The organism is Clostridium sp. FP2 (assembly GCF_011065955.2).
GTDB classification, from domain to species: Bacteria; Bacillota; Clostridia; order Clostridiales; family Clostridiaceae; genus Clostridium_AD; species Clostridium_AD tagluense.
This window is the reverse complement of sequence record NZ_JAAMNI020000001.1, coordinates 1,861,951-1,885,874: the sequence shown is the minus strand read 5'-3', so window position 1 is coordinate 1,885,874 and position 23,924 is coordinate 1,861,951. Positions and strand designations below refer to the sequence as shown.

General features: G+C 32.1%; 31 protein-coding genes. 1 reads left to right on the top strand and 30 read right to left on the bottom strand.

Annotation, left to right across the window (positions count from 1 at the left end; translation table 11 throughout):
• Nucleotides 1–101 precede the first annotated feature (101 nt).
• The 14 genes from G9F71_RS08935 to G9F71_RS08870 form a co-directional block, all read right to left on the bottom strand.
• Complete coding sequence (locus G9F71_RS08935; protein ID WP_164948907.1) at nucleotides 102–1,658, bottom strand: OB-fold nucleic acid binding domain-containing protein; 1,557 nt, start codon at nucleotides 1,656–1,658, stop codon at nucleotides 102–104.
• Nucleotides 1,655–3,376 (bottom strand): DNA polymerase III subunit alpha, encoded by a 1,722-nt coding sequence (gene dnaE / locus G9F71_RS08930; protein WP_164948906.1) that lies wholly within the window; start codon nucleotides 3,374–3,376, stop codon nucleotides 1,655–1,657. The genes G9F71_RS08935 and dnaE overlap by 4 nt, the downstream gene beginning before the upstream one ends.
• Nucleotides 3,377–3,379: 3 nt before the next feature.
• Nucleotides 3,380–3,796, bottom strand: a complete 417-nt coding sequence (locus G9F71_RS08925) for a hypothetical protein (RefSeq protein ID WP_164948905.1) — start codon at nucleotides 3,794–3,796, stop codon at nucleotides 3,380–3,382.
• Nucleotides 3,797–3,830: 34 nt separating this feature from the next.
• Nucleotides 3,831–3,998, bottom strand: a complete 168-nt coding sequence (locus G9F71_RS08920) for a hypothetical protein (protein WP_164948904.1) — start codon at nucleotides 3,996–3,998, stop codon at nucleotides 3,831–3,833.
• Between the two features lie 187 nt (nucleotides 3,999–4,185).
• Nucleotides 4,186–4,338 carry a hypothetical protein gene (locus G9F71_RS08915; RefSeq protein ID WP_164948903.1) on the bottom strand — a complete coding sequence of 51 codons (153 nt, stop codon included), beginning with the start codon at nucleotides 4,336–4,338 and terminating at the stop codon, nucleotides 4,186–4,188.
• A 118-nt stretch (nucleotides 4,339–4,456) separates the two neighbouring features.
• Entirely contained in the window at nucleotides 4,457–4,792 is a 336-nt protein-coding gene (locus G9F71_RS08910; RefSeq protein ID WP_164948902.1) for a hypothetical protein, read from the bottom strand.
• Between the two features lie 95 nt (nucleotides 4,793–4,887).
• On the bottom strand, nucleotides 4,888–5,145 hold the full coding sequence (locus G9F71_RS08905) for a hypothetical protein (protein WP_164948901.1): 258 nt from the start codon (nucleotides 5,143–5,145) through the stop codon (nucleotides 4,888–4,890).
• A gap of 153 nt (nucleotides 5,146–5,298) precedes the next feature.
• The gene (locus G9F71_RS08900) at nucleotides 5,299–6,096 is read right to left on the bottom strand and encodes a hypothetical protein (RefSeq protein ID WP_164948900.1); all 798 of its coding nucleotides are present in this window, start codon (nucleotides 6,094–6,096) and stop codon (nucleotides 5,299–5,301) included.
• Between the two features lies 1 nt (nucleotide 6,097).
• The gene (locus G9F71_RS08895; protein WP_164948899.1) at nucleotides 6,098–6,541 is read right to left on the bottom strand and encodes a TFIIB-type zinc ribbon-containing protein; all 444 of its coding nucleotides are present in this window, start codon (nucleotides 6,539–6,541) and stop codon (nucleotides 6,098–6,100) included.
• Nucleotides 6,542–6,813: 272 nt separating this feature from the next.
• A complete protein-coding gene (locus G9F71_RS08890) occupies nucleotides 6,814–6,993 on the bottom strand; it encodes a hypothetical protein (RefSeq protein WP_164948898.1) in 180 nt (59 codons plus the stop codon).
• Nucleotides 6,990–7,514, bottom strand: a complete 525-nt coding sequence (locus G9F71_RS08885; RefSeq protein ID WP_164948897.1) for a hypothetical protein — start codon at nucleotides 7,512–7,514, stop codon at nucleotides 6,990–6,992. Before G9F71_RS08885 ends, G9F71_RS08890 begins: the two co-directional genes overlap by 4 nt.
• 34 nt (nucleotides 7,515–7,548) lie before the next feature.
• Nucleotides 7,549–7,785: a hypothetical protein gene (locus tag G9F71_RS08880; RefSeq protein ID WP_164948896.1), complete on the bottom strand. Its 237-nt coding sequence runs from the start codon at nucleotides 7,783–7,785 to the stop codon at nucleotides 7,549–7,551.
• A 47-nt stretch (nucleotides 7,786–7,832) separates the two neighbouring features.
• Complete coding sequence (locus tag G9F71_RS08875) at nucleotides 7,833–8,396, bottom strand: hypothetical protein (RefSeq protein ID WP_164948895.1); 564 nt, start codon at nucleotides 8,394–8,396, stop codon at nucleotides 7,833–7,835.
• Nucleotides 8,396–8,629, bottom strand: coding sequence for a hypothetical protein (locus G9F71_RS08870; protein ID WP_164948894.1), 234 nt, complete (start codon nucleotides 8,627–8,629; stop codon nucleotides 8,396–8,398). Before G9F71_RS08870 ends, G9F71_RS08875 begins: the two co-directional genes overlap by 1 nt.
• 305 nt (nucleotides 8,630–8,934) lie before the next feature.
• On the opposite strand from G9F71_RS08870, the gene G9F71_RS08865 reads away from it, so the two are divergent.
• Nucleotides 8,935–9,180: a hypothetical protein gene (locus tag G9F71_RS08865; protein ID WP_164948893.1), complete on the top strand. Its 246-nt coding sequence runs from the start codon at nucleotides 8,935–8,937 to the stop codon at nucleotides 9,178–9,180.
• A 333-nt stretch (nucleotides 9,181–9,513) separates the two neighbouring features.
• On the opposite strand, the gene G9F71_RS08860 is transcribed toward G9F71_RS08865, so the two are convergent.
• From G9F71_RS08860 to G9F71_RS08785, 16 genes are all read right to left on the bottom strand, one after another.
• Complete coding sequence (locus G9F71_RS08860) at nucleotides 9,514–9,861, bottom strand: hypothetical protein (RefSeq protein WP_224626270.1); 348 nt, start codon at nucleotides 9,859–9,861, stop codon at nucleotides 9,514–9,516.
• 252 nt (nucleotides 9,862–10,113) lie between these two features.
• Nucleotides 10,114–10,797 (bottom strand): deoxyuridine 5'-triphosphate nucleotidohydrolase, encoded by a 684-nt coding sequence (locus tag G9F71_RS08855; RefSeq protein ID WP_224626268.1) that lies wholly within the window; start codon nucleotides 10,795–10,797, stop codon nucleotides 10,114–10,116.
• 75 nt (nucleotides 10,798–10,872) lie between these two features.
• Nucleotides 10,873–13,152: a ribonucleoside-diphosphate reductase, adenosylcobalamin-dependent gene (locus tag G9F71_RS08850; RefSeq protein ID WP_164948892.1), complete on the bottom strand. Its 2,280-nt coding sequence runs from the start codon at nucleotides 13,150–13,152 to the stop codon at nucleotides 10,873–10,875.
• 22 nt (nucleotides 13,153–13,174) lie between these two features.
• Entirely contained in the window at nucleotides 13,175–13,552 is a 378-nt protein-coding gene (locus G9F71_RS08845; protein WP_164948891.1) for a hypothetical protein, read from the bottom strand.
• Between the two features lie 53 nt (nucleotides 13,553–13,605).
• Nucleotides 13,606–13,881, bottom strand: a complete 276-nt coding sequence (locus G9F71_RS08840) for a hypothetical protein (RefSeq protein ID WP_164948890.1) — start codon at nucleotides 13,879–13,881, stop codon at nucleotides 13,606–13,608.
• Nucleotides 13,882–14,020: 139 nt separating this feature from the next.
• Nucleotides 14,021–15,667 carry a DHH family phosphoesterase gene (locus G9F71_RS08835; RefSeq protein WP_164948889.1) on the bottom strand — a complete coding sequence of 549 codons (1,647 nt, stop codon included), beginning with the start codon at nucleotides 15,665–15,667 and terminating at the stop codon, nucleotides 14,021–14,023.
• A complete protein-coding gene (locus G9F71_RS08830) occupies nucleotides 15,660–15,818 on the bottom strand; it encodes a hypothetical protein (protein WP_164948888.1) in 159 nt (52 codons plus the stop codon). The genes G9F71_RS08835 and G9F71_RS08830 overlap by 8 nt, the downstream gene beginning before the upstream one ends.
• Nucleotides 15,819–15,839: 21 nt before the next feature.
• A complete protein-coding gene (locus G9F71_RS08825) occupies nucleotides 15,840–16,742 on the bottom strand; it encodes a hypothetical protein (RefSeq protein WP_164948887.1) in 903 nt (300 codons plus the stop codon).
• Nucleotides 16,743–17,489, bottom strand: coding sequence for a hypothetical protein (locus G9F71_RS08820; RefSeq protein WP_164948886.1), 747 nt, complete (start codon nucleotides 17,487–17,489; stop codon nucleotides 16,743–16,745).
• 354 nt (nucleotides 17,490–17,843) lie between these two features.
• Nucleotides 17,844–18,737, bottom strand: a complete 894-nt coding sequence (dcm, locus tag G9F71_RS08815; RefSeq protein WP_164948885.1) for a DNA (cytosine-5-)-methyltransferase — start codon at nucleotides 18,735–18,737, stop codon at nucleotides 17,844–17,846.
• Nucleotides 18,737–19,702, bottom strand: coding sequence for a DNA (cytosine-5-)-methyltransferase (gene dcm, locus G9F71_RS08810; protein ID WP_164948884.1), 966 nt, complete (start codon nucleotides 19,700–19,702; stop codon nucleotides 18,737–18,739). The genes dcm (G9F71_RS08815) and dcm (G9F71_RS08810) overlap by 1 nt, the downstream gene beginning before the upstream one ends.
• A 124-nt stretch (nucleotides 19,703–19,826) precedes the next feature.
• Nucleotides 19,827–20,627, bottom strand: coding sequence for a hypothetical protein (locus G9F71_RS08805; protein ID WP_164948883.1), 801 nt, complete (start codon nucleotides 20,625–20,627; stop codon nucleotides 19,827–19,829).
• A 6-nt stretch (nucleotides 20,628–20,633) separates the two neighbouring features.
• A complete protein-coding gene (locus tag G9F71_RS08800) occupies nucleotides 20,634–22,094 on the bottom strand; it encodes a DnaB-like helicase C-terminal domain-containing protein (protein ID WP_164948882.1) in 1,461 nt (486 codons plus the stop codon).
• 10 nt (nucleotides 22,095–22,104) lie between these two features.
• Nucleotides 22,105–22,743, bottom strand: a complete 639-nt coding sequence (locus G9F71_RS08795) for a hypothetical protein (protein WP_164948881.1) — start codon at nucleotides 22,741–22,743, stop codon at nucleotides 22,105–22,107.
• Nucleotides 22,733–23,035: a hypothetical protein gene (locus tag G9F71_RS08790; RefSeq protein ID WP_164948880.1), complete on the bottom strand. Its 303-nt coding sequence runs from the start codon at nucleotides 23,033–23,035 to the stop codon at nucleotides 22,733–22,735. The genes G9F71_RS08795 and G9F71_RS08790 overlap by 11 nt, the downstream gene beginning before the upstream one ends.
• A gap of 42 nt (nucleotides 23,036–23,077) precedes the next feature.
• Nucleotides 23,078–23,875, bottom strand: a complete 798-nt coding sequence (locus tag G9F71_RS08785; protein WP_224626653.1) for an RNA ligase family protein — start codon at nucleotides 23,873–23,875, stop codon at nucleotides 23,078–23,080.
• Nucleotides 23,876–23,924 lie beyond the last annotated feature (49 nt).

The following is a 23,924-nucleotide window of genomic DNA, read 5'->3' as shown; positions in this document are numbered from 1 at the left end:
ATCGAATAACATGGATAAGCATCGTATAAAGTGTTGCAAATATATGACAACAATAAAGAAATAACGAGTCCGATTGATAATTTCATAATAGCTTCCTCCTCTTATTTAAAATCTCTGTATATAGTGTTATTGTTTAATTGTCTATTTTTCACTTCTGCTGTCCATTGTGAAATTAATTTAACTTCATCAATAGAATAACCACTTTCCTTTTTCTTTCCTTTGCAAATAACCTTGGTTCCCTTTTTTAACTGCTCTGTGTATTGAACATATATACTTGACCATGCTACTGCTTCTATTATTTTACCTTCATGATTAAGGATACTGACACTTCCAAATTTCTTCCCATTTCTATCAGTCTTAACTTGTATAGCAGATATTGTCCCGGCCACTAAAGCTTCACCAAAATCAGTTTCATCATAAGGAATTAATATATCCTCAAGATCCTTATATGGATTCAAAGTTAGATACATTGATAATACTTCAAATTGAAAATCTGCTTCATCGCCTATCATATATTTGTCAGTAAACTCATCTAAATGTTTTTGATATCTAATCTTTTCAGCAGCAACATATTTAGTCCTTCTATAATTATTATATCTAAGTAAACATAATGTTTTATTTTTGAAATCTATGTCATCTGCAATCAAACCTAGTTTTAATAATTCTTTCTTAGTTGCTAAACTTACTGCATCCTTATATTGATTAGGAGTATAAAGCAAATTACAATACTGGAGCAACAGTTCTTTTTTATCTTTGTTGAAAGAGTTAAAACAGCCACCCTTAATGAGTGATGTTGTTGATCTAGTATCTAAGTTGCATTTTGTGTTGAACTCTTCAAAAGAAGTATATGGTCTATTCTCTACAATAATAGGTACGCTGGCTCCACCTACATTTTTAATCATCTCTGTCCCAAATAAGATATTGCAAGCTCTTATTGAAAAATCATTTGATGACAGGTTTATATCCGGTTCAAGTATTGACAACCCTATCTGTCTTCCCATGTTTATATACTTTGATAAATCATCATAACTACCTTTGCTAGAATTAAGTAGAGAACAAGTATAAAATATATCATAATTGGCCTTTAAATATGCTGTCTTATAAGCAGTTACCGCATAAGAGTAACTATGCGATTTATTGAATGAGTAACCGCCCTTGTCTGCCATATCGTCAGCAAGTTTCCTACAAATATCCTCTTCATAGCCATTTTCCAAAGCTCTGAGGTAGAATTTATCTGCTTGTGCCTTTACTTTCGCTTTATCCTTTTTGCCTAACCCTTTTCTAAGATCATCAGCTTCTCCATCAGAGAATCCACCAAATACTTTTGCAATACGCATTGTCTGTTCCTGGTAGATGATACAACCATAAGTTTTTTCAAGAATAGGAACTAAGTCAGGATGAAGATAAGTTATTTCTTCTTCTCCATTTTTTCTCTTAATATAATGCTCGAGCTCCTGCATTGAATCTGGGCGGTAAAGAGCGAGTATTGCACAAAGAGATTCCATATTATCAGGCTTTATCCTCATACAAACATCTTTCATACCTACTGATTCTAATTGAAATACTGAATCTGTTTGACCACTACTAATTAAGTCCCAAGTCTTTTTATCATTAAAGTTTAATGTGGTAACATCTAATAATTTTAAACTCTCTCTCATATTTTCCTCCCTTCATAGATTAAATCTAAAGCATTATCTATTGTATCAAGTACAACTGTTGCAAGAACATCAATTTTTACCATGCCTACATCTTCAATCTTATGCATCTCATTTTGAGTTATAATCTCATCTTTCTTGCTTAAGCATAATCCTGTGAAATCAGACATTTCCATATTGGAAGGACAAATTACAACTCCACCAGCATGAGTTGATATTCCTGTAGGTAGACCTTCTAACTTTATACACATTTCAAACATCTCAGGATATTTTTTCTGATATTCAACTAATCCACTTTCATTTTCTAATGACTCTTTTATAGTTTCCTTGTCATTAATCTTACTTTTCATTTTTTCAATTTCAACATAAGGAATACCATATATTTTAGCTACTTTACCGATTGTACTTTTACCTTGCATTGTTAAGTAGGTACATATCTGAGCAACTTTATCATAACCATATTTTTCTCTTAATATATTTATAGAAGCTGGTTTCTCTAAACTACCAATATCGTTATCTATATCAGGTAGTGACACTCTTTCCATAGTTAAAAACCTGGAGAAATCTAAATCTGCTTCAATAGGATCTACATTTGTAATTCCTAAGCAGAAACATACAAGACTTCCACCTGCACTCCCACGACCATCGCCAGTTGGAATATCAGCATCTCTACACTCTTTCAAGAAATCTGCTGTTATGAGGAAATAGCCTGTATAACCTTTTTTAGAAATAATATTGAATTCAAACAAAGCCCTATCAATATACTCTTTAATATTAGTTTTTTTAGTTAGTCCTCTGGAGATAAACCCTTGATTTATTAAATCTTTCAAATAAGTATCTCCATCCTTAAATTCCTTTGGTATTGGGAAATCCGGCAAGTATGAATGACCTTGTTCAATTTCAACATTACACATTTCTGCTATTTTATTTGTATTCTCCATTGATACTTTAATAATTTCTTCGCTAATACCTTGAGATTGTAAAACTTCTATAATTTCAGAAGGACTTTTTAACCAACAATCTTGATAAAATTCATTATCCCTATTAGTATTAATTTTTATAAAAGTACCATGTGATGCAAAATCATCCTTAGTTATGAAATGAGAATCTGTTGTTACAATTAAAGATACATTCATTTCTTGTGATAATCCTATTAATTTCTTGTTAACTAATTCTTGTTCCGGATTAACTGCAGCTTGTATCTCAAGATAGAAATATTCAAAAATATCACAGAATACATTAATTTGTTCTTTAATATCTTCATCGCTTTCTTCTCTCATTATCATTTTTGCAATAGTTCCACCAAGACAGGCACTACTAGCTATGATGCCCTTTGAGTGTTCTTTAAGCATTGCATAGTCAATTCTAGGTTTATAGTATTTTCCTTCCAAGAAACCTCTGCTAGAGAGCTTTAAGATGTTCTTGTAGCCTTCATTATCCTTTGCTAAGAGGATTAAATGTTCATATCTTGAAGTGTTATCTTTAATAGCAACATCTGGTGTTAAGTAAGCTTCTAATCCTAAAATTGGCTTGATATCTTTATCTTTACAAGCTACATAGAAGTCAACAAGAGAACAGGTATAACCGTGATCTGTGAGAGCACAAGCCTTTAAACCTAAGTCAATACATCTTTGAACAATAGTTTCTGGCATGTTAGTTGAGTCTAGGAAAGAACCTTGGGCACAATGTACGTGCAATGGTGAGTAAATTATATCTTCCATGCCTTAACACCTACCCATCATTTCCGGGGTAATTTTGTATGCTACTCCATCTTTGACATCTGTATACTTGTATCCACAGATTGGTATTGGACAACTCTTTGATAATTCTTTCATTATTACTTTATACGAAGGTATACTCAATTTGCATATTTTAGTATCATAATAAATAGTATAATCTGAAGTTGTTCCAGGTATTGCTGACCAAACTACTATTACATTTTTATTATTGTTTAGTTCTTTTATTAGCCATTGATAAGGTTCCTCTGCTATTCCATTATGAATATTTTCAATGGTTGTACCATCTAAAGGCTGAAATAAAATCGTATTACAATTCTTACTGTCATAATAAATTGCCCTCTTGGTATTTTTATTTACTTTTGAATAAACGTTTTTTAAATCTCTTAACCATAATTCTTTCAATACGAATCCCTCCTATAATATTATTGTTCTATTGTTATTTGCTACTATAAAATTCTGTATTCCAACACTGTCCAGTTCCTTCACTCTCCGTTTGAATCCTACTCAACTTAATTCTTTCTTCTCTCTTCTTCCTGTACTTCTCAACCTCAACTTCTATATTCTTTATGCAATCAGAGTTCTTAGCATTCTTCGCTTTTCTCATAATTTCGTTCCTCTCTATTTATTTAATTGTAGTATTAGATTACATGTTTGAACGACTATGTTCCCTATGTTTAGAATAATGAGCCACTTAAACATTTTGTCCATATTTTTATTAATACCTGACTTTATTAATAATATAAAACTTACAATTAAGAGAGCGACTCCACCACAGAATAAAATTTTTATCGCTAACATCCTGGTGTCCACCTTATAATATCTGCATCTGCTTTGGCCTCATCAATAACATAATTTTTACCTTTGATTTCTGCATAGTAAAACTCGCCGCTAAACCATACTTTGTGTCCTTTGTATTTACCAACATACCCGATCTTCTCACTCATTAATAATTCCCCCCTCTAAATAAAATAAAATGTAGAAGCAATTTCTTACCTCTACATTTATTCTATAACATTATTGTTTTATTGTCAACGGTATTTTTAAATATTATTATTTATTTGTTTAATCGAAAAAATCAATTTTTACAATTCTTCCTCCAAGAATATCGTAAACACACATCATAGGCAACAAAACATGGTCGATGCTTTCTTGTGTTAAGTTATCATACAATATATCCTCCACTAATATTTGCCATGTTCTATAACCTCTAAATCTATCTCCTATATTAGAATATGCTCTCATACATCTTATATCAAAATGCTCATATTTTATAAGAGCACTTTCTTTTGACCTTCTAACAGATGTTGGTTTGTTATAGCGAAATGCAGATTGATCCATCAACTTGTCAACTGCGCCCTCACTTGTGTAAAAGAATATATAATTTGGTTTGATACTCATTAATAATAATCCTCCTTTAAAATACGAGTTTTAAGATATGTTTTGCCATTCTGAGAGGTCGATAGAGACACTTTAGAGTAGATTTCGTGTACTTACTAGTCCTTTAAGATAAGAACTTTGTTGACTATCTTATCCATTATACTAGTCTTCTGAAATTCTACAGGCTCCTCTGTAAATCTTGTTTGGATATAATAGAATATCTCAGATTCCTTTACTATAGTTCCGTAGAATTCTTCTCCTATAAATATTTTAGATCCTACTACAATATTAATATCAGATGTGTCTACTATCTCTTTCTTGTAACGGTATTTTGTTTCTTCATATTTCTTATCAGATACAACTGCTGATGACATAGTTAGTCCTCCTTATTTGAAGTGCGACGTAAAAACACCGTAAAATTCAGTTGTGAATAATACGGTGTTTTAAGGGATTATTCGGCTAATGATTGTTATAAATAATAACCAAAGGCTGTTTAAACATTCTTTAAACACCTCTGGAATATAGTGTTATAATACAGCTGTAGCAAACCTAATAATATTTGTAATTGCTGCCGTCAATTGAACCGCTCCAGATATCTTAGGATATACACCTTGCAAACCACTAATTGCTGTTTTTATAAATCCTTTTTTAGGAATATCTTTTTTTAATTCTTCTTGAATAACTTCAATATTATCATTGATTATTTCTCGTTCTTCAGGTTCAATTCCATCTACCAACATTGTCTTGATAATTTGCACCAATTTATCTAATTCGTCAGGATTTACACCATTATTCTGTGTGGCATTAATCGTAGACTGATCTTTAGCAATATTAACTTGTCCTCCGTTTATCGTAATCATATACTTCTCCTCCTCGTCATAACCCATATCTATTGAAATTTCTGTTAAATAAGATTCAATATGATTCACAAATGCAAGTATTACTCTTTCTCCAAAACCCTTGACCATATCCTGATATTTATTCGAATGTGAATACGACATCCCAACAGAAGTAACACGAACCTTTTGTTCTACCATATATTTGAGAATTCTATATGTATATACAATTTCTTCCTCAGCACATGATCCTGTATTGAAAATTGCTCTACCATAACTTGATAAAACTTCACTCACTTCTTTAGCCACATCAAAATCGTCAACAATGATGCTATTAATATAACTTGAAATAAGATTGTTATTATCAATATACTCAATAAACATTTTAAGGATTGAATTGGCCTCTTCAAAGTGTGCGTTGATTGTTCTATTAGCAATTGTTCTAAATGATCTGCTATTCTTTCTTAGATCTTTTTTATTTATTTCCATTCTAATTCACCCCACAAAACGGACAGTAACTTCCGCTTAATTTTACTATTGGCATAATTTTGGCCTGTCTTTTACAACATTCATACTTTTGTATCTCCAATGCTTCAATCCCTGAAATAATAGGATCTTCCGATTTTGGCTTTGGTTTCTTACCCGCCTTAAAAGTTAATCCTCCAGATTTAAACTGACGCTCCAATTTCTTCATTTCTTTAAAGATCATGTCCGTTGCTACATTTCCAGCCATCTTCATAGCAAGTTCTAACACGTTTTCTGTCAAATAATTCTCACTTTTTAATCCACAGCCAGGACACCAGATTTCAATCACGTCTTCGGCTTTAGCTTCACTAGGTATCAGTTTAAAAAACTCACCACAAAGTGGGCATTGTAATAAACTAAATCCGTCGTTATCAGTAGGAATAGCTATTTTCATTTCTACATCGCTCATCTTTATTCCTCCACTAATTTGAATTTGTTGTTCTCTATAAAAAAATCTTCAATCATTTTTAATTCTATAAAAAATAAATGTATAGTATTTTACAGCTTGGACTTAACTAATATAAGATTATACCATATTCTTCATATTATCAATCGCTAAATTATCTAATTGTATAAGTTTTTATTTCTTTACCGTACTATTCAGCTTTCAAAGAACATTATTTAAACTTTCAATTTAAACATTTACATCATTTTTTTTATAATAAAATATACTTTTTAATGCTATTTCTCTAATTGACTTAGCCTCCAAAGGTCATCGTCGATTGACTCATCAATTATATCTGATATATGTTTTAAGTATAGCTCTTTTGCTTGTATAACATTATCAGCTCCAAGATTATATGTTAAGTCATCTTCAGTAAGTTTAAAACAATATATTCCTGTGCTTAAATCTATCTTCATAATACCATTCTCCTTTTCAATTCTTCTACAATTTCAAATTTAGCCATATTAGCATCATCATTTTTAACAATACAATCCACCTCATGTTCTATTCCTCTAAATGTGTCCCTGTCAGAGATAATTCTTCTACATAGTTCAGCAATGTCATCTCCTCTATTAGCTAGTCTTGACAGTCTCTCACGTTCCTCTACAGATATATAGAAAGATGTTATATTGATACCACTTCTTAATAGAGACCTTAGCCCACAAGGATCAACTACTACAATTCTGTCATCTCCACAATCTTCTTTTGCCATTCCATAGTGCCAACCTCTATAATTAGATGTCTCAGCAAAAGAATTATTCAAGAGCATTTCTTGAAAAGTTTCTTCTAATATAAAATTATAAGCCACTCCTTCGACTTCATTAATTCTTATTGGTCTTGTAGTATAACTGACAACTGGATTTAAATTAGTTAATCCTACTATTTTATTCATTAAAGTATCTTTACCTGAACCACTCTCTCCTACTAATACAACCATACCCTTCACTCCTCATAATATTATTGTTATATTGTTAAGCTTCTGCGATTACTGCACCGATAGTTATTCCTGCAAGTGCAATCGCACAACCAACGAATGAAGCTAAAAATATTTTAATTAAATTAATAGCCACTAAAGTTGTAGTTATTGTATGCATGTCAATTGCTCTGGCTATTCCAAGAATACCTCCAATAAACATTACACAAACTCCTAAATAGACACCTCCAACAACTCCTGCTATCATGAACAATATACCGATTAAATACTTCATATAATTTCCTCCTCTATTATAATATTATTGTTTAATTGTAAAGTTTTTTATTTTACACTTACTGATTCTGCTGTTACTTCTGTGGAAATTAAAGTAGACATATCTTTCCCTGTACTGGCCATTATTACTTTACCATCTATGATTTTTAAACCTTTCTTTAACTCTGCCCAATCTAAAGTAACTTCTGTTTTTTCCTTCTTATAATCTTTGAAGTCCTTTAATATTTCTTCCTCTGTGAGCTCAGGTTTCAATAATTTAGTAGCAGATTTCTTAATAATTATTTCCCCGGAAAGATAAGCTTTCTTAAACATAGTTTTAGTTTCTTTAGCATCTCCTGCGGCCTTAACCGAGTTTTTCAAATTAAACAATATCCACTCACGTTTCTTATCAATCTTTAAGATCATAGAATCAAGTTTAAATTTTAATTCATCAACTTTTTCTTTATATAAAGTTTTTAATCTTGTTTCGTCTACATCAAGAACCTTTACGCTTTCTATAGCATCATCAATTTGAGACTCTGAGTCGAATTGATATTGAGATACCTCTTGTTGTTCTTCCTCCGATAAACCTACTGATGCGAAAAATTCCTCTAAATTCATATTGTTTTCCATTATATTTCCTCCTCCATAAATTCTAATTCATATTCTGAATAGTAAATAGCTACATTAGGATAGTTTGGATTTATTATAAAATAATCCTGTGGGTCACTAAAATCGTGAACGTTCTCTACACTTTCTTCTATTTGCTCAATGGTTAATTCTCCTACCTTTAGAGCCTCATAAATTATATCTTCTTTAAATACTTCACCGTTTAAATCTCCACCTATAATTTTTACTTTTTTCATAGTTAATCCTCCTCTTATTTTATTATTGCTACCAAAACATTGCCAACTATTTCTAGTAAAGCTAGTACTATAAAGAACGTCATCCAGGGATGTTCAAGGCACCATTGAGTCATAAGCTAATCCTCCTCTCATAAAATAAGTCTTTTATCGAGTCCTAGTTTTAGCTGTCTCCTGTTTTTAATAGATCTAAGATTATTTTTCTAGCTATCTTCCTACAAATTTTCTTATTTTTGTTAAATTTATTGTAATTTTTTACTGATTGATGATATAATATAGCCATTCTATAAGTGTAAGGAGTTGGTAATATGAAGGTCACATTATCACTAAAAGACTGGAAAAATAAAAATGTTGCAGGTACATGGAATGCTATAATCTCTCTACTTCCACCATGTTATAGAGGCGGGTGCAATCATGCGACTCTTAGCCAAGCATTTCTTGGAGGTGGTTCTGTAACTATTAATTTTGGTGATTCAGAAGACGTTGCGAATAAATTCATTAGTGCTATAGCAGTTCAATGTACAAATCTTTTTAATATTGGTAAAGAAAAATAACTTTTTAATATCTGAAGCTATTTGACATATAACTTCAGATATTAATTGGAGTGCGACGTAAAAACACCGTAAAATTCAATTCTGAATAATACGGCATTTTAAGGAATCATTCGGTTTTTATAGATGTGACGTTTAATTAGAATATTGTGCAAGAAACTTACTGTAGATTACTATTATAATTATCAATTTATAATACATTCAATGTAACAAATCAATACAATAAGTTACATTGAAAATGAAATTTTAAAGGAATAGGTAATAGCCACAATGTGAAAGTAACACAATTAGAATTGTGTTACTTTCACTAATCCAATCCATTTTACAAATTTGAGTTTATTTTATTATAAATTCAAAAATTGAAAACACCAAAGCAAGTATCATAGCGCATACACTAACTTTATCAACTTCTTTATTCTTCTTCCAATTCTGAATGGCTTGAATTAACGCTGACACACCTATCAATGGAACAATTACATCTGCTTCAGTTTTCCAAATACCTAAAATCTGCGTACATACAAATATTATTATGCTTATAGAACAAATATTGCTAAGTATAGACAGTACTTTTTCATCTGTTTGTTTTTTACTCCATTGTTTTTTACGCCAGCTACCATTGCTAAGTACAGACAGTGCTTTTTCATCTGTTTGTTTTTTACTCCAGCTACTTCTCATTTTTTCCATTGTACCTCCTCCAATACGATTAATTATTATTTTATTATCTAAGACGCAATATTCTACTATGTTGTCTTAACTAATGGTAATTATAGCATGTTTTTATATGAATAATCACTATTTTTGTAAAATATAGCAATTATTCTTATTCTTTAATACCGTATTATTCAATTTTCAAAGACCATCGTTCGCACTTTCAATTTCAATAGTTACGTCACCCTTTAATCATAGCTCCTCTCATAAATATCTGATTTTAAGATACTATTTATTACTTGATCCTAATTTCCCGATACCTCTTTCGGATGTTATTGCTTTCAATTTATCCCAGCTTATTTCTTCATCTTCCAAAGGCGGAACTGGGAGCATTACAAATTGAGTTATTGCTTTATTTAAATATTTAATGATACAATTCTTTTTATTAATGTACCTACTACCTTCCCCGGCTATTACTACTCCACCAGCTAAGATCATATTTATATTGAATTTACTCTCTAACATATCAAATACAGAACTCTCTGCGACAGCTTCTTTCGATTGTGAAGTTATAACTAACCACTTATCTTTATTAGTATTAATCAGAGGAATAAAATAACCATCACGATATCCACTGTCACCCACGCCCGCACCTACGATAATTCCTTTACTTCCCATTCCACCCTTGTCAAAGAATTTAGGGAACCAAGCTTTATTGCAAGCTATTGCTATTCCTGTATCCACTAACCTAGTTGAACATGGCTCAATTACTATTGTTTCAGTTTCACAAGTATAAATATCTCTCCCTGCATCCTCTTCCCTTTTAGTAGGTATAATTGCATTTGGTTTTGTTTTGGCCATATAAAGTTTATTTATTGGAATTTCATTCACTGAAGACTTTTTAAATACTCCACAGAACATATCCTTTTCCATTTCTCTCATTTCTGCATCTGACACTATTTTAATATCCATAATCCTTATCTCCTTATGTGAGTCCATCACATTATCGGCTATTGGTTGCCACCCTGTAATGTTATTGTTCTATTGTTAGTCGCATTTTGAAAAACCGCAATCTTTACAAATCACACATCCACCACTATTTTCTAATTCTGAATCACATACTGGACATTTATTAAAATGTTTGGCATAAGCAATTTCTCCATTCTTTTGCAAATATAATATTTCTTCTGCTGATTTTGAAGATATACTCTCTATTGTAGTTTTTGGAAGAGAAACTTCAACTTCAACCTTTTCTATTTCAGATTGGAATAATTTTATTTCATTTAATATAGCTGTCCCGCAACTGGCTCCTCTACTAAGTTTTTCTCCTTTTGCTCTCTGAGCTACGAAACTATTACATCCGCCTAGTCCCTCAAAGGCCTTATCAATATTACATAACTTCCCACCAAGTCTTAACATGCCAGACATAGCTATCACAGAAGTCTGTATATTCTTTTCACAACCACCTTGTCCACTTCTTATAACATATAAATCTTGTATCTCTTTCTCTGTATCAGACCAACCTATAAATAATTTTAGCTTTCCACAACCGATAGTCAGTTTTCTTTCATAATAGAATGTATCTGCTGCTTTCGGCTTCCAAGCTCCTCTTGGCAATTCAATAGTAGTTTCTGTAGTATCGCCAGTAGTAAGGATTCCACCTCTTAAACAGCCATCTCTATAAATAGTAACTCCCTTTAGTCCTTTCTCCCATGCTAATATATATAATTTTTCTACATCGTCTACTGTAAATTCATTAGGAACATTTACTGTTGAGGATATCGCTGTGTCTATATGATTTTGAATTACTGATTGTATTTCTATTCTATCTACATAATTTACACTCTCTGATGATACGAAATAAGAAGGCAAATCATCGGTATTAAATAGCTTTTTATATTCATCTGCTTCTTTGATACAGACATCGTAATATACATCTGTATTCTTATGGAGAGATTCAGTTTTTCTTTTATAAGAAATTCTAAATGCTGGTTCTACTCCCGTAGTTACATTCAACATTGTTGCTATACTTCCTGATGGGGCTACACTTAGTAGGCTGCAATTTCTTAATCCGTCAACTCTCAAATACTCAATCTCTTCTTTTGTAAAATGATTTTTAATAATTTCAGAATCAAAAACTACATCTTTATATTTAGGGAAGGTTCCTTTCTCTCTTGCTAATTTATTTGAAGTAAATACTGATGTTCTGAACATAACTTGTATAATTTTATCAATTAATGTTATAGAATCTAAACTCCCATAGACCAATCTTAACTTAAAGAACATTGAACCTAATCCCATTACACCTAACCCTATATTCCTATAATTAAAAGCCATATCTTTCTGAGACTGCAATGCATGATATTGATATCCATAATCTATAACATCATCAAGTGATTTAATAGATGCTTTTACCGCTTTACTAAAGTTTAACCAATCAAATCCTGCATCTACCGTATATGGGTTAAGAACAAATTCAGATAAATTAATTGACCCAAGGTTACATGCCCCATCTTTGGGCAACGGTTGTTCTCCACATGGGTTACCAGTAATTACCATGTACTCATTATCAAATTCCATTAGGTTATAATTTCTGAATCTCTTTGTATAGATAGCCCCAGGTTCTGCCCATTCATGAGCTATTCCACAAAACTCCTTATATAATTTAATTGGCACGACTACATAATCTATACTGCCAGTCTCATATTTGAATGTTCTATTGACAATAGTTTCTTTGCCGCTTTCATAATCTTTTTTAACATATTCCATGAATTCATCATCAAATTCTAATGATAAGTTTGCTTTTTCGATAGCTCCTGTTTGGCTTTTAATTCTTATAAATGTAGGAGCTTCTTTATGCCATGCATCTAATGACATCATCAATGCACCTTTCCTTGAACCACCTTGGGATACACTTGCTGTAGTAGTATTAAAGATTGTCATAAATGGTACAATTCCATCAGTCTCATAAGAAGTTGATAATTTAGATCCTTTTGGCCTTATCTTAGATAATGATAATCCCTGACCACCTTGTACTTTATATGTCAATCCTATATTTTTATTGAGCTCTAGCAGACCCTCTAGGCTATCTGGAGCATATCCACTTGAGTAGCAATTACTTGTAGAAGCACCTGGTTTATTTGTATTATAATTAGTTAGCGTTCTTCCACCGAAGAGGAATTTCTTATCTACAATTAGTTGTCTTAATTCTTGATTCCCATTAGAAACTCTATCTAACCATCCTTCAAAACTTTCATTATCATATCTGTATTTGTTGTTCCAAATATCTTGACCTAATTGTGTATCTAACCATTCTTTTACTTGCATAAATACCTCCATATTGTTATTATTATTTGTTATTTCTTACTAAATAAAAGTCTACCGATTCAGAGTAATAACCATTCGACTCTCCATACCATCTTATAGTCACATATCCATTTATTGTCGCTAATTTATAAAAAGTCCAAGTAAAGCTTTCATCACTACATTCTTTAGGATTTTCACCACTTTCAGATTCTTCTGCTTGTAATATAGGAGTTCCTATTAAATCAGCCAAGTCTCCATCTATATCTTCTATTTCTACATGTTCACAACAATCTTGATTATGACACATTTCAAAAACTTCATCGTCTTTGCAATAAAAAATAATTTCATCTTTACCTTCACTAACCTTTATTTTATTTATTGTTTTACCTACTAATAGATTAATACCGCCACATTCTTCCATAACATAATACCTCCATATAATTTAATTTTGTCTTATAAAATCATTCTTTTAACTTACTCCACTGAATCTTCAAAATCACATTCTATATCTTCATATGAATTAGCAAAAGTCAGCCCAATAATCTTGATTCCACTGTAGCTTTTCAATACTAAATCCTCATCATATTTTTCTCTGTAATATTCTAACTTATCATTGAAATTATCTTTTGGATTAATAATTACCTCTGGAGCCAAGCTACCTGCTGTTGAGATTTTTACACCTACATATAAAGCGTTGGTATTTACTGCGTTCTCGAAAGTCATTTCTAAATTTCTCTTTGTTAATGACATTTTACATTCCTCCTTTTATAACATTATTGTTTAGTTGTTATATTTATAGTATATATAATTAACTACTATTAGACAAGGACTTTTGAAAATAAATATTATTCTCATAGATCTGTGAATTTATAATATTATCCTTTAATTGTTATTCTCTCATAAACTCTAAATTGTCTTGAAAGTTCCTTGTGTCCTGAATAACCATTTGCTTCTTTACTTTTCCTCTAAAGTTATTCATTACCATAGTACCAAGTACATCACAAGTTTTGTAAATTCCTATTGTGTTAGACTTAAAATTCTCTAGCTCCCCGTAGCTATTCCATTTTACAAACTCGATTCCACCTTGGCTGAATTTAATATGCTTCTTTTGCATAGTGACGATATCATCGATTTCAATATCTTCAACCACTATTTTAATTGGAGGGAAGTTTTTACCTGAAATTGTGTTGATGTATTCCATCTTTTTAATTAAGTCTACTGTAATTTGTTCAGGTTTCAAAACTACATCTGCGGTCTCTTCAACTTTGAATTTCACTTTAGCTAATTTTTTATTTATGGCAACTATTAATTTATCCCAGTCCTTTGCATAGAGTTCAATACCTGCTGCATTTGGATGACCTTTACAGAATACAACTAATTTAGTGCTGTTCACTACATCTTGAAAGCTCTTAATTCCATACCCTCTAATAGATCCTCCTAATTTCTCTCCATCTCCTATAGGATGGACTATTATAACAGGCATCATATAGTCAGCACTAAGAATATTTCCAGTTAATCCAACGATATCACCTTGATCATCATTCTTAACTTCATCTATAAGTAAACAAATAGCTTTTTGCTTGTCTAACTCATTTGCTTTTATAGTGAACGTCAAATCGTCTACTAACTTATCCTTTTGGATATTTTGAATTATCTTTAACTCTTTTATCTCATCAATAATCTTATTACATTTCTTTTTATCATTTTCGATTATCAGCTCAAATGCTAAATGATTACGATTCATACGTTGGGCGGCATTAATTAAAGGTGCAATACTATAGCTCACTGACGTACCATTAAAAGTGTAATTTCCTATAATCTGTTTCAAAGCAATATTTGTTAATGAGTTGAATCCTTTCGAACAAATATATCTATTTTCAAGGTTATTTTCTCCAACTTCCATTGTATCTCCAATTAGACCTACAGTAGCTAAGTCCCATAATGCATCACTATAATTTGTTCCTAATAGTTCATCGAGATACTTCACAAACTTAAATACAACCGCACTTCCTGAAAGATGTCTGTTCTTATAATCACCCATTTGGCAATTGACGATTGTAGCGTACTTTGAATGTTTTGCAGGATGATGATCCAGTATAACTACCTTAATTCCATTCTCTTTAAGGAATTGTTGTTGTTCTATATCTTCTGATGAAGAATCAACTGCAATAACTAAATCGATGTTATCTATATAACTCTCAAGGTCTTGTGCTGATAACCCATGAACCTTACCTTTGTTTATCGACCAGGTAATATTATCTGTGAAGAAAGATAAATATTGATATATAATGCAACCTGACGTTACTCCATCCACGTCGACATCCGGGAACACATGGATCCTTTTCTTTTCATTAATGGCCTTTATAATAATCTCAGCTGCTTCTTCTATCTCATCTAAGTCAGTTAATGGCAATAAATCTGATTCCCTCGGTTGCAAGAAATGAACCATATCTTTTATCCCTCTGGCCGCTAACGTAGACTTGATTATATCTGTACCTGGACTTTTATTTAGAATATTCCATTCCTTTTTAATCAATAGGTTTTACCTCCTCATCCTGTTCAAAGGTTTCAATATGCCAATCTACGCAACTTTGAGAACAGTAATTATCACCTTCATGGACTACTACCTTTTCTGGATCTATTTTAGTACCACACATTTTACATCTCTTCTTTGTTAATTTTGCCATAACTATTTCTCCTTTATAATATTATTGTTTAATTGTTGTCTCCGGATTCTTCTTTAATGCATACTCACCATGATATTTTATTTCTAATAATTTTCTATAAGCTACTGCATCCTCTTTCTTAATAAACTCTTTACACCAGCATTTTCCTCCTGCCTTTATATTTGAAGCCCACTTCATACTATCATTGTGAAAATATACACCTTTCACACCAGATATGTTGTCACTTCTAGTTTTAGCATTCATATTATTTTGGCTACTGGTAACTATCCTTAGTTCACTTTTTCTATTATCGTGATGAACACGATAAATATGATCAACTTCCATATCTTTTGGACAATCCATAATTAGACGATGCATTAATACCTTATCACTTGCTATATAATCATCTGTATTATATCTCCAACAGATATCTTTAATCTTATCAAAATCTTCCAAATCAAAATAAAATGGTTCATTCTTTTTAGTATAACCAATTCCGTAACTACCACTTAAATCATAAGTACTATATTTTTTGTTTAATTTTCCATTTTTTGAGCTAATCTCACGACTAAGACAACCACATGATTGAACACTTCCATTTCTTAATTCTTTTCCTGTAACAGTAACTTCTTCACCACAATCACATTTACAAAGCCATAAACTTCTACGATCTTCATTACTTCCATTGTGAGATATCACTGTTAATCGCCCAAATTTTTGTCCAGTTATATCAATACTTCTAGCTGATCCAGCTTCCTTCTTCAGACAGCCACAAGATTGTGTATGTCCATTTCTTAAACTAGTTCCGTTTACTATAATATCTTTATCATTATCACAACTGCATCTACATAACCATAAAATACGTCTTCCTTTATCCACTCCATAATAAGATATAACTGTAAGTCTATTAAAAACTTGACCTATCATATCTGAATGTTTTGTCATTCATATCTCCTCCTTAAAATTCTCATATAATATTTTCCAAGTTTCAGCACAATCACATGGCGATTCCTTTTCAGCTAATAGGTTTAATGGATCTCTGATGACTGATACTTTCTGAGTCTTCACGGGGAAATTTAATTTATCTAGGTTACTTTGCACGTCTTCTTCTGAAACATCCTTATCAAATGCTATAACTATATCTACATTGCATCTTAATACCAGTTCAACTTGTGTATCACTCAGACACTTACCTGAGATTCCAACGCAATTCTTATAACCCATTCCCCACAGCTTTATTACACTTTTCTCTGACTCCAGTACAATTATTTCTCCTGCTTTGATAATATCCTCATAATTTTGATACAGCCCAAAGAGCAACAAAGATTTTCCACAACTATAAAGGTACATATACTTATTTCCATCGGCTTTGCTATCATCTAGTAGCCTACCCTTTACACCTATGAGTGCTCCGACATTATCTCTGATTGCAAAGATAAGCCTTTCTGATTGAATGTCTACTCCACATTCAAAGTGAATCATGGCCTCGATTGTTATTCCTTCGTTATACCACTTCATACAGGCTCCCATGAAGAATTGATCTAAAATGATTTCCGGCAACGGTGTTATTTTAGTATCTGAATCTTTCATTTCACCTGTCTCTACAAAATCTAACCATGTAAGAAATTTTGGTACTTCTGATTCTTTGTCAACGTAAAAATCTAATTCAAAGAGGCTACACACGTACTTCATTGATTGAGGGAAAGAAATCCCTTTAATAAAGCCGACTAGAGTGAGTATGTCTCTATGCTTAATGAGCTGAAATGCTGACCTTGTGTGAACATCAACATGAAAATTTTCATTATCTGTATAACAGCAGACGCTGCTTTCGTTATCTCCATCCGGGAGTGCCGCTGTCACACATTTTGTACTTGGTTTGATGTGATGGCAACCAATGCTGTCCAGAATGAAAATAATTCTGTCTTCATCCAAAACTTCTTTTAGTTCCTTAGCTTTGATTATCACCACCTCCTTTGCAAAATATTTTGTCTACTCCTATATATTATAACATTATTGTTCTATTGTCAATACATTAAAAGGACTATTCTATATTATTATTCTATTGTTTAGGTTTTTAAAAATATAAGCTATTACATCAATTGTCCAGCCATCTCCAAGCATAGAACGTCTCTTTGTATCACTGACACCTTCTGTATACCCATCGGGGACTGTCTGTAGCCTTTCGTACTCAATTGGGGTTAGTTTTCTGCATCGTTCATTATCATAGACTTTCTTTTCATGGTATCCTCCGTTGATTGCAGTTAAAGTACCACATTTCATATTAGGATTATAAACTCTTTTGCCTATATCGTGGCTGTTTACATCTAATGTCGCTATGATTTTTTTATCCCACCCATTAAATTTAAAGTTTTTCTGATAATAATATTTCTCATCGACATTAGATTCCATTATGTCTTTTAACACAACTTCCTTATCCTCCGGCAACGGATCTAATGGAATATTAGTCCAATAATAACGACCTCTATCTTGAGCAGAAAATATATTGCTATCTATAAATACAGGTTCTACCCCTAGATATTTTGTAATTATATTTTTGTTCTCATCAGTCATACTTGCAACATTCTCTAATAAGAAATATCTTGGGTTTAAGAAATCCTTTATCCTTATATATTCAAAGAAAAGTTTTGACTCATCACCCTTTAACCCCTGGTTGTGATCATAATTATTACATACTGTAATCGTTAAATTCGTGCAGGGAGAACCGCCTATTAGTAAGTCAATTTCACCCAATTCTTTTAATTTATCATCTGTTAATAAAGTAACGTCACCTAACTGAATTGTGTTAGGATAATTCTTTTGTGTTGTCTGAATACTGTGAGGTTTTATTTCACTAGCATAATATTTATCTACGGCCACAGCTGCCCTTTCCAGTGCTAACTGTCCTCCGCTCATCCCATCAAATAAACTTAGGATATTCATTATAATAATTCTCTACTTTTTATAATATTATTGTTTAATTGTTTAACTATTGCACGCACAACATTAAGGCTCATAGCATTGCCCATTAATCTATATGCCTGTGTATCGCTTACTACTATCTTGTAATCGTCTGAAAGTCCTTGGAGTCTTGCACATTCTCTTGGAATAAGCCTTCTTAGATTTGTTTTACCTTCCGGTTTATAGTCTGTGGAGATGTAATTGTCTGTATCAGCTCTGTGCATTTTGTGCATTGTAGAGGTTAGAGTTCTTGCTATTGGTAAGTTAATCTCCATCTTTCCACTTATCCAGCCTTTAGTCCCTGGACTCATGATACAGTCATACATTTTCTGCGTTAGATAATATTTGTCATCCACTATATAGTCTAATAAATCTTGCATAGTTAATTTAGATATTATTTTAGTTGGGAACTCAAAATTAAATTCTCCTAAATCTCTTCTCTGACCTACAATGTACAACCTTCTTCTTGTGTGTGGCAAACCATAATCAGATGTGTTTAAAGTTTGAACCTTTATATTATAGTTTTCTTCAAAGGCTGCTTTCACTATTGCGAAGTCTTCTCCATTGTTGGAGCTTATCAGATTCTTTACATTTTCAAATATAAACTGACTTGGTAACTTCTCATTCAATATCCTTATATAGTCATGGAACAGACAGCTTTCTTCTCCCTTTAAGCCTTTGACCTTCTTATCTTCTGACCATGTTTTGCTCATCATTGAAATCTGAGTGCAAGGACTACCACCAATAATCATATCGAAATCCGGCAATGCTTTTTCATCTATCTTAGTTATATCTCCGAAGTTTGTCCTTTCCGGGAAGTTAGCGTCGTAATTCTGTATAGCGTATTTATCAAATTCTGAATAACCTACATTCTCATAACCAGCTTCCTCTAATGCTATTCCACCAATTCCTGTACCTGCGAATAATTCTAAATATTTTTTATTCATTAATAATTTCCTCCATGCCTGAAGGTGTGCACACTTTTCTTATCTATAGATACTTCAATATTTTATTTTTAAATAATTGTAACTGCCGATATGTCTTCATATTTCTTCTCATAAATTTCTAGTTTTATAATGGTACTGTTTTGTTGTTAGGCCTTCTAGTAAACGACGGATTTAGTATTACCAAAGGTTCTTTCTCCAAAACAGGATAAGTTGTACCACTTTTTATAATTGGTTTGTAATACTTTATCTCTGCTTCTTTTCTGATCCTTATACAATCTTCGAGATTGGTATGGCAGCCTAAAGGTAATGTTTTACCTAAAAAGTGTATTCTCAATTCATACTTCTGTAAATGTTCTCTCCAGTATGCGCCGCTACAACCACTCGTATTTGTTTCATACATTGCTGTATTTAAATGTTGTGCATCCCAAGTTGCCCATCTACAATTCTCTAATTCGTAATTACCTCCACAATCAATTCTATCAATTGTAGTTTCCTTTTCTCCGAACTTTTCTATATGTCTTGTATAAGATTCGTACATATCATTATAAAAAGTTATAAAGTCTGATTTCCATCCTTCACACACAGTAATTCCTTTTTCTCCGTAAAACTTGTAATTTTCTTGAGAACTATCAGAACATCTTTGATTCATACTCGCCCAGACAGTGTATATTTTTGCTCCTCTAAGATTATGCTTTGTATTAGCTTCTACTGCTCTTTCCTTTTGAAAACATCCACAACTTGTAGTAGGCCTATCTTTCCTTGTTAAATCTGTACCTGTAACCCTAACTAAGTTTTCGTTTTTACAACTACAACTACACCACCAACGAGCCTTTCCCCATTTGTCATTTTCAGCTCTTTTAATTACAGTAAGTCTCCCATATACGTTTCCTGTTAAATCTTTAAAATTATGTCCACCTCTACTCAAAAATTATCACTCCTCTTCTACTTTCTTTTTACCACTTGAAAAAACGGCTGTTCCTATCTCTTGGAACAAAATCGCTCCAACATTCACTTTGAGTATCAGATTCACTTTGTCTAATCCCGCCCGATTTTTCTCGAGGAAACATAAATAATATACTCCATCTTTTTCTAAATCCTGTACTTGTCCATTAAACGGATTACCGTCCATTTGTATCTTCACCTTAATTTTTTTCTTGTCAGCATAATCTAATTTTCTGTACATAACCATAGTGTCCATCGAATGCTTCGTACTTTTGCTGCCTGAAATTTGAGTCGAGTCCATTTTCTTAGTCTCCTGGACTGTATCCAACAACTGCTGAGTTAGAGTGATACTTATATCTAGCTCCTTAGCTAAGGCCTTAAATCGTTCTATGGTGTAAGCATACATTGCATACTCTGCCATACCTTCTGTTCCTTTCCCTCTATAGGCTTTCATAGTATCTATAATGTAATGCTCAATTCCATACCTTAATCTATGCTGTCTAAAGGTCATTCTTATAGTCTCATAGTCATATATTTGAGTTTCAAAGAATCTAATCTTTGAGTTCAATTGAATATATTCGGCAGCCTCTTTGACCATAGCATCTTTCATACCAGTTAATCCTCTTGCTATCTCGTTTTCTTCAACTATTAATCCTCCATATTTATCTGAGAAGACTACATTTGCTACACAGGTAAGGATTTTTAATTGCCAATCTGACAAATTTTCTTCATTTACTAAGACTAGAAACTTTGTGTTTCCAATAATTGATGTATGAACAAGTATCCTAACCATCAACCTACTCTTGCCTTGACCTGAAAGCATAAGATAAGAATTAACTGTACGTTTTCTAATACCCCTTGTTAGATAATTAAGACCACTGAAAGGTATTTCTATTCCTATATCTGGCTCAAGTTTCAGTTTTTCATAGAAATCTACTATTCCATCCCCTAATCGAACAGAATCGTTTACTCCTCCAATATGGGTTCCTACTTTTGTTAATTGAAGTTCATATGCTCTAAGAATAAACTCAACGGATTTATCTTTAAGTTTTTCATAGATTTCCTCTGTCATTTTAAATCCTTTTAGTTGAAGTTCTCTCAAAACATTAAAAGTTTTTAACTTTCCATAGATTTTCTTAAAGTCTTGATTTATCGTTGCAACTTGTGCTAATCTTTGAAGGCTTTTGTATCCACCCAATTTCTTATATAGTGTCTGTTGATCATCTTCTAACTTTGAAATTTCAATATTTACAGACGTCTCACTAATAACATCATGGTTTAAATAAGTCCCAATTACTTGATTATATAGAAACCTTAAATTTTCATCTGAAAAGTCATGTACTGGATTTATTAAATCTAAATATCCAAGCAGTATATTGGGATCGTTTAATATCATTCCGATTGCAAGAGACTCTGTACTAATGTCCTGTATATTAATATCTTCTGACATCCAATCCCTCCTATAAATCGTCTAGTATATCGTAATCTTCTTTAACTTCTTGATTGGCTTCAACAGGAATAAATATCTTGCTGAAATCTATAGACATCTCGTTCTGCTTGTCCTTCTCAGCTGCTACTGCTTTATAATCTTCAAAATTTCCTATCCGGCTCTCAACAATAGCCATTATATAATTTCCTTTTTGTCCTTCACTATTAAATACTTTATTAGAAATAGCTTTTTTTATATCATTTTCACTCTCTACAAAACAATGATAAATCGTGTCATACTTATAACCCTCTTTTGAATTGATTATCCCACCTAGACGGTTAGTACCATTAAATAAGTCTTGCATCCTAATCGTTATGGGAGTAGGAACAATCTTCTCAAAATACTCCTCTCTCACATACTCATATAAATTAGTCCAAGCGATTCTCTCTGCTTCCTTTTTCTCATGACATTGCTTATGAGCCTTGAACGTAACAAGTATTAAATCCCCATTAGCATCTTTTACGAACTCTTTCTTTGAGTTTTTCTTATATTTAAAATCCCTCTTCATGTCTAGCTGAGGGCAAACAATTAAATCTGCATCCTCAATTATCCCAGTACAATACTTGCATTTATTAACCTTTGGCTTAGTCTCTTTAACTTTACTCCCCATCAGAATCACTCTTCTCAGGAAGAACACCTAGTTCGATTTTTTTCAAGGCATCATCTATTCTTCTAGCAGATTTTTTTGTAGTAGTACTTATCTCCGCTACTATCTTATTAAGCTCTTCTTCATTAGCTACTTCTGTTACAGTATTTTCGTGGTACCATTGCTTTACGTTTTTATTCTTTCCGTCTACAATTATCAAATGTTCAACCAATACCGATCCTGTTGTCTCCTCGATATCTTTAACGACTCCTTCAACTCTTGACGAACCTACTAAAACTTTACTCTCTATTACCATTTATAAAATCTCCTCTCGATTTGTAATATTATTGTTTAATTGTTATAGTATTTGTTTAACTATTTTTGGTAACTTCCCTCCAATAGCTTTTCTTAATAATTTATCCTCATATTCTGCTGGAAGATAATCAGACTCCTCTTTGATTAAATCATCGTATATTCTTGTATTAAGATTTTTTAAAATCATTCCCATATCTTCTATCCCAAAATTTTCATCAAGAATACCTTCGTCTACTAACTTGTGCAACATTTTATCTACTCTGGCTTCAACCAAATAAGTATTTACGAAGACTTGTTCTTGAGTGATTACAGAAGGATCTTTAGGTTTCTTTTGCTTTTGAATTTCAGCAAAATCTTCATGAACTAATTTAACGAATACTTGATGCCCATATCTGTCCTTATAGGATACATTCTTAACTACGATTCCTTCTCCAAAGGTTACAGCCATATCAGATTGACCAACAAAAGACATTAAATGTTCAAAAGATATATATTCTCCTTCGTATATTAATGGTACTGTTTTAATTTCTAATCTAGCTGCTTCACTTCTCATGATGTTATCTGAAAGATATTCTCCCAAATCTTCATCGTAAACATTAAATAGATAAAAATTATTATAGTACTCAGGTTTATACACAATTTTGTGTGGAATTAACCATTCTCCAAAGTATCTATACTTGGGATTAAGTTTTTCTTTTATTGAAACGATATTTTCTTGAATCCAACCATAGTATCCTCTTAGAGTATTGTCTGGAGTAACCTGTATATTCCTTGAAAAACAATCTACTCCAAGCTCTATCGGTACAAAACTTGAATTAGCTCCGTCAATTTTCTCTGTTATTGTAATGTGATCTCCTGGAGATAATACCCAACTGTCATTTTATGACCAA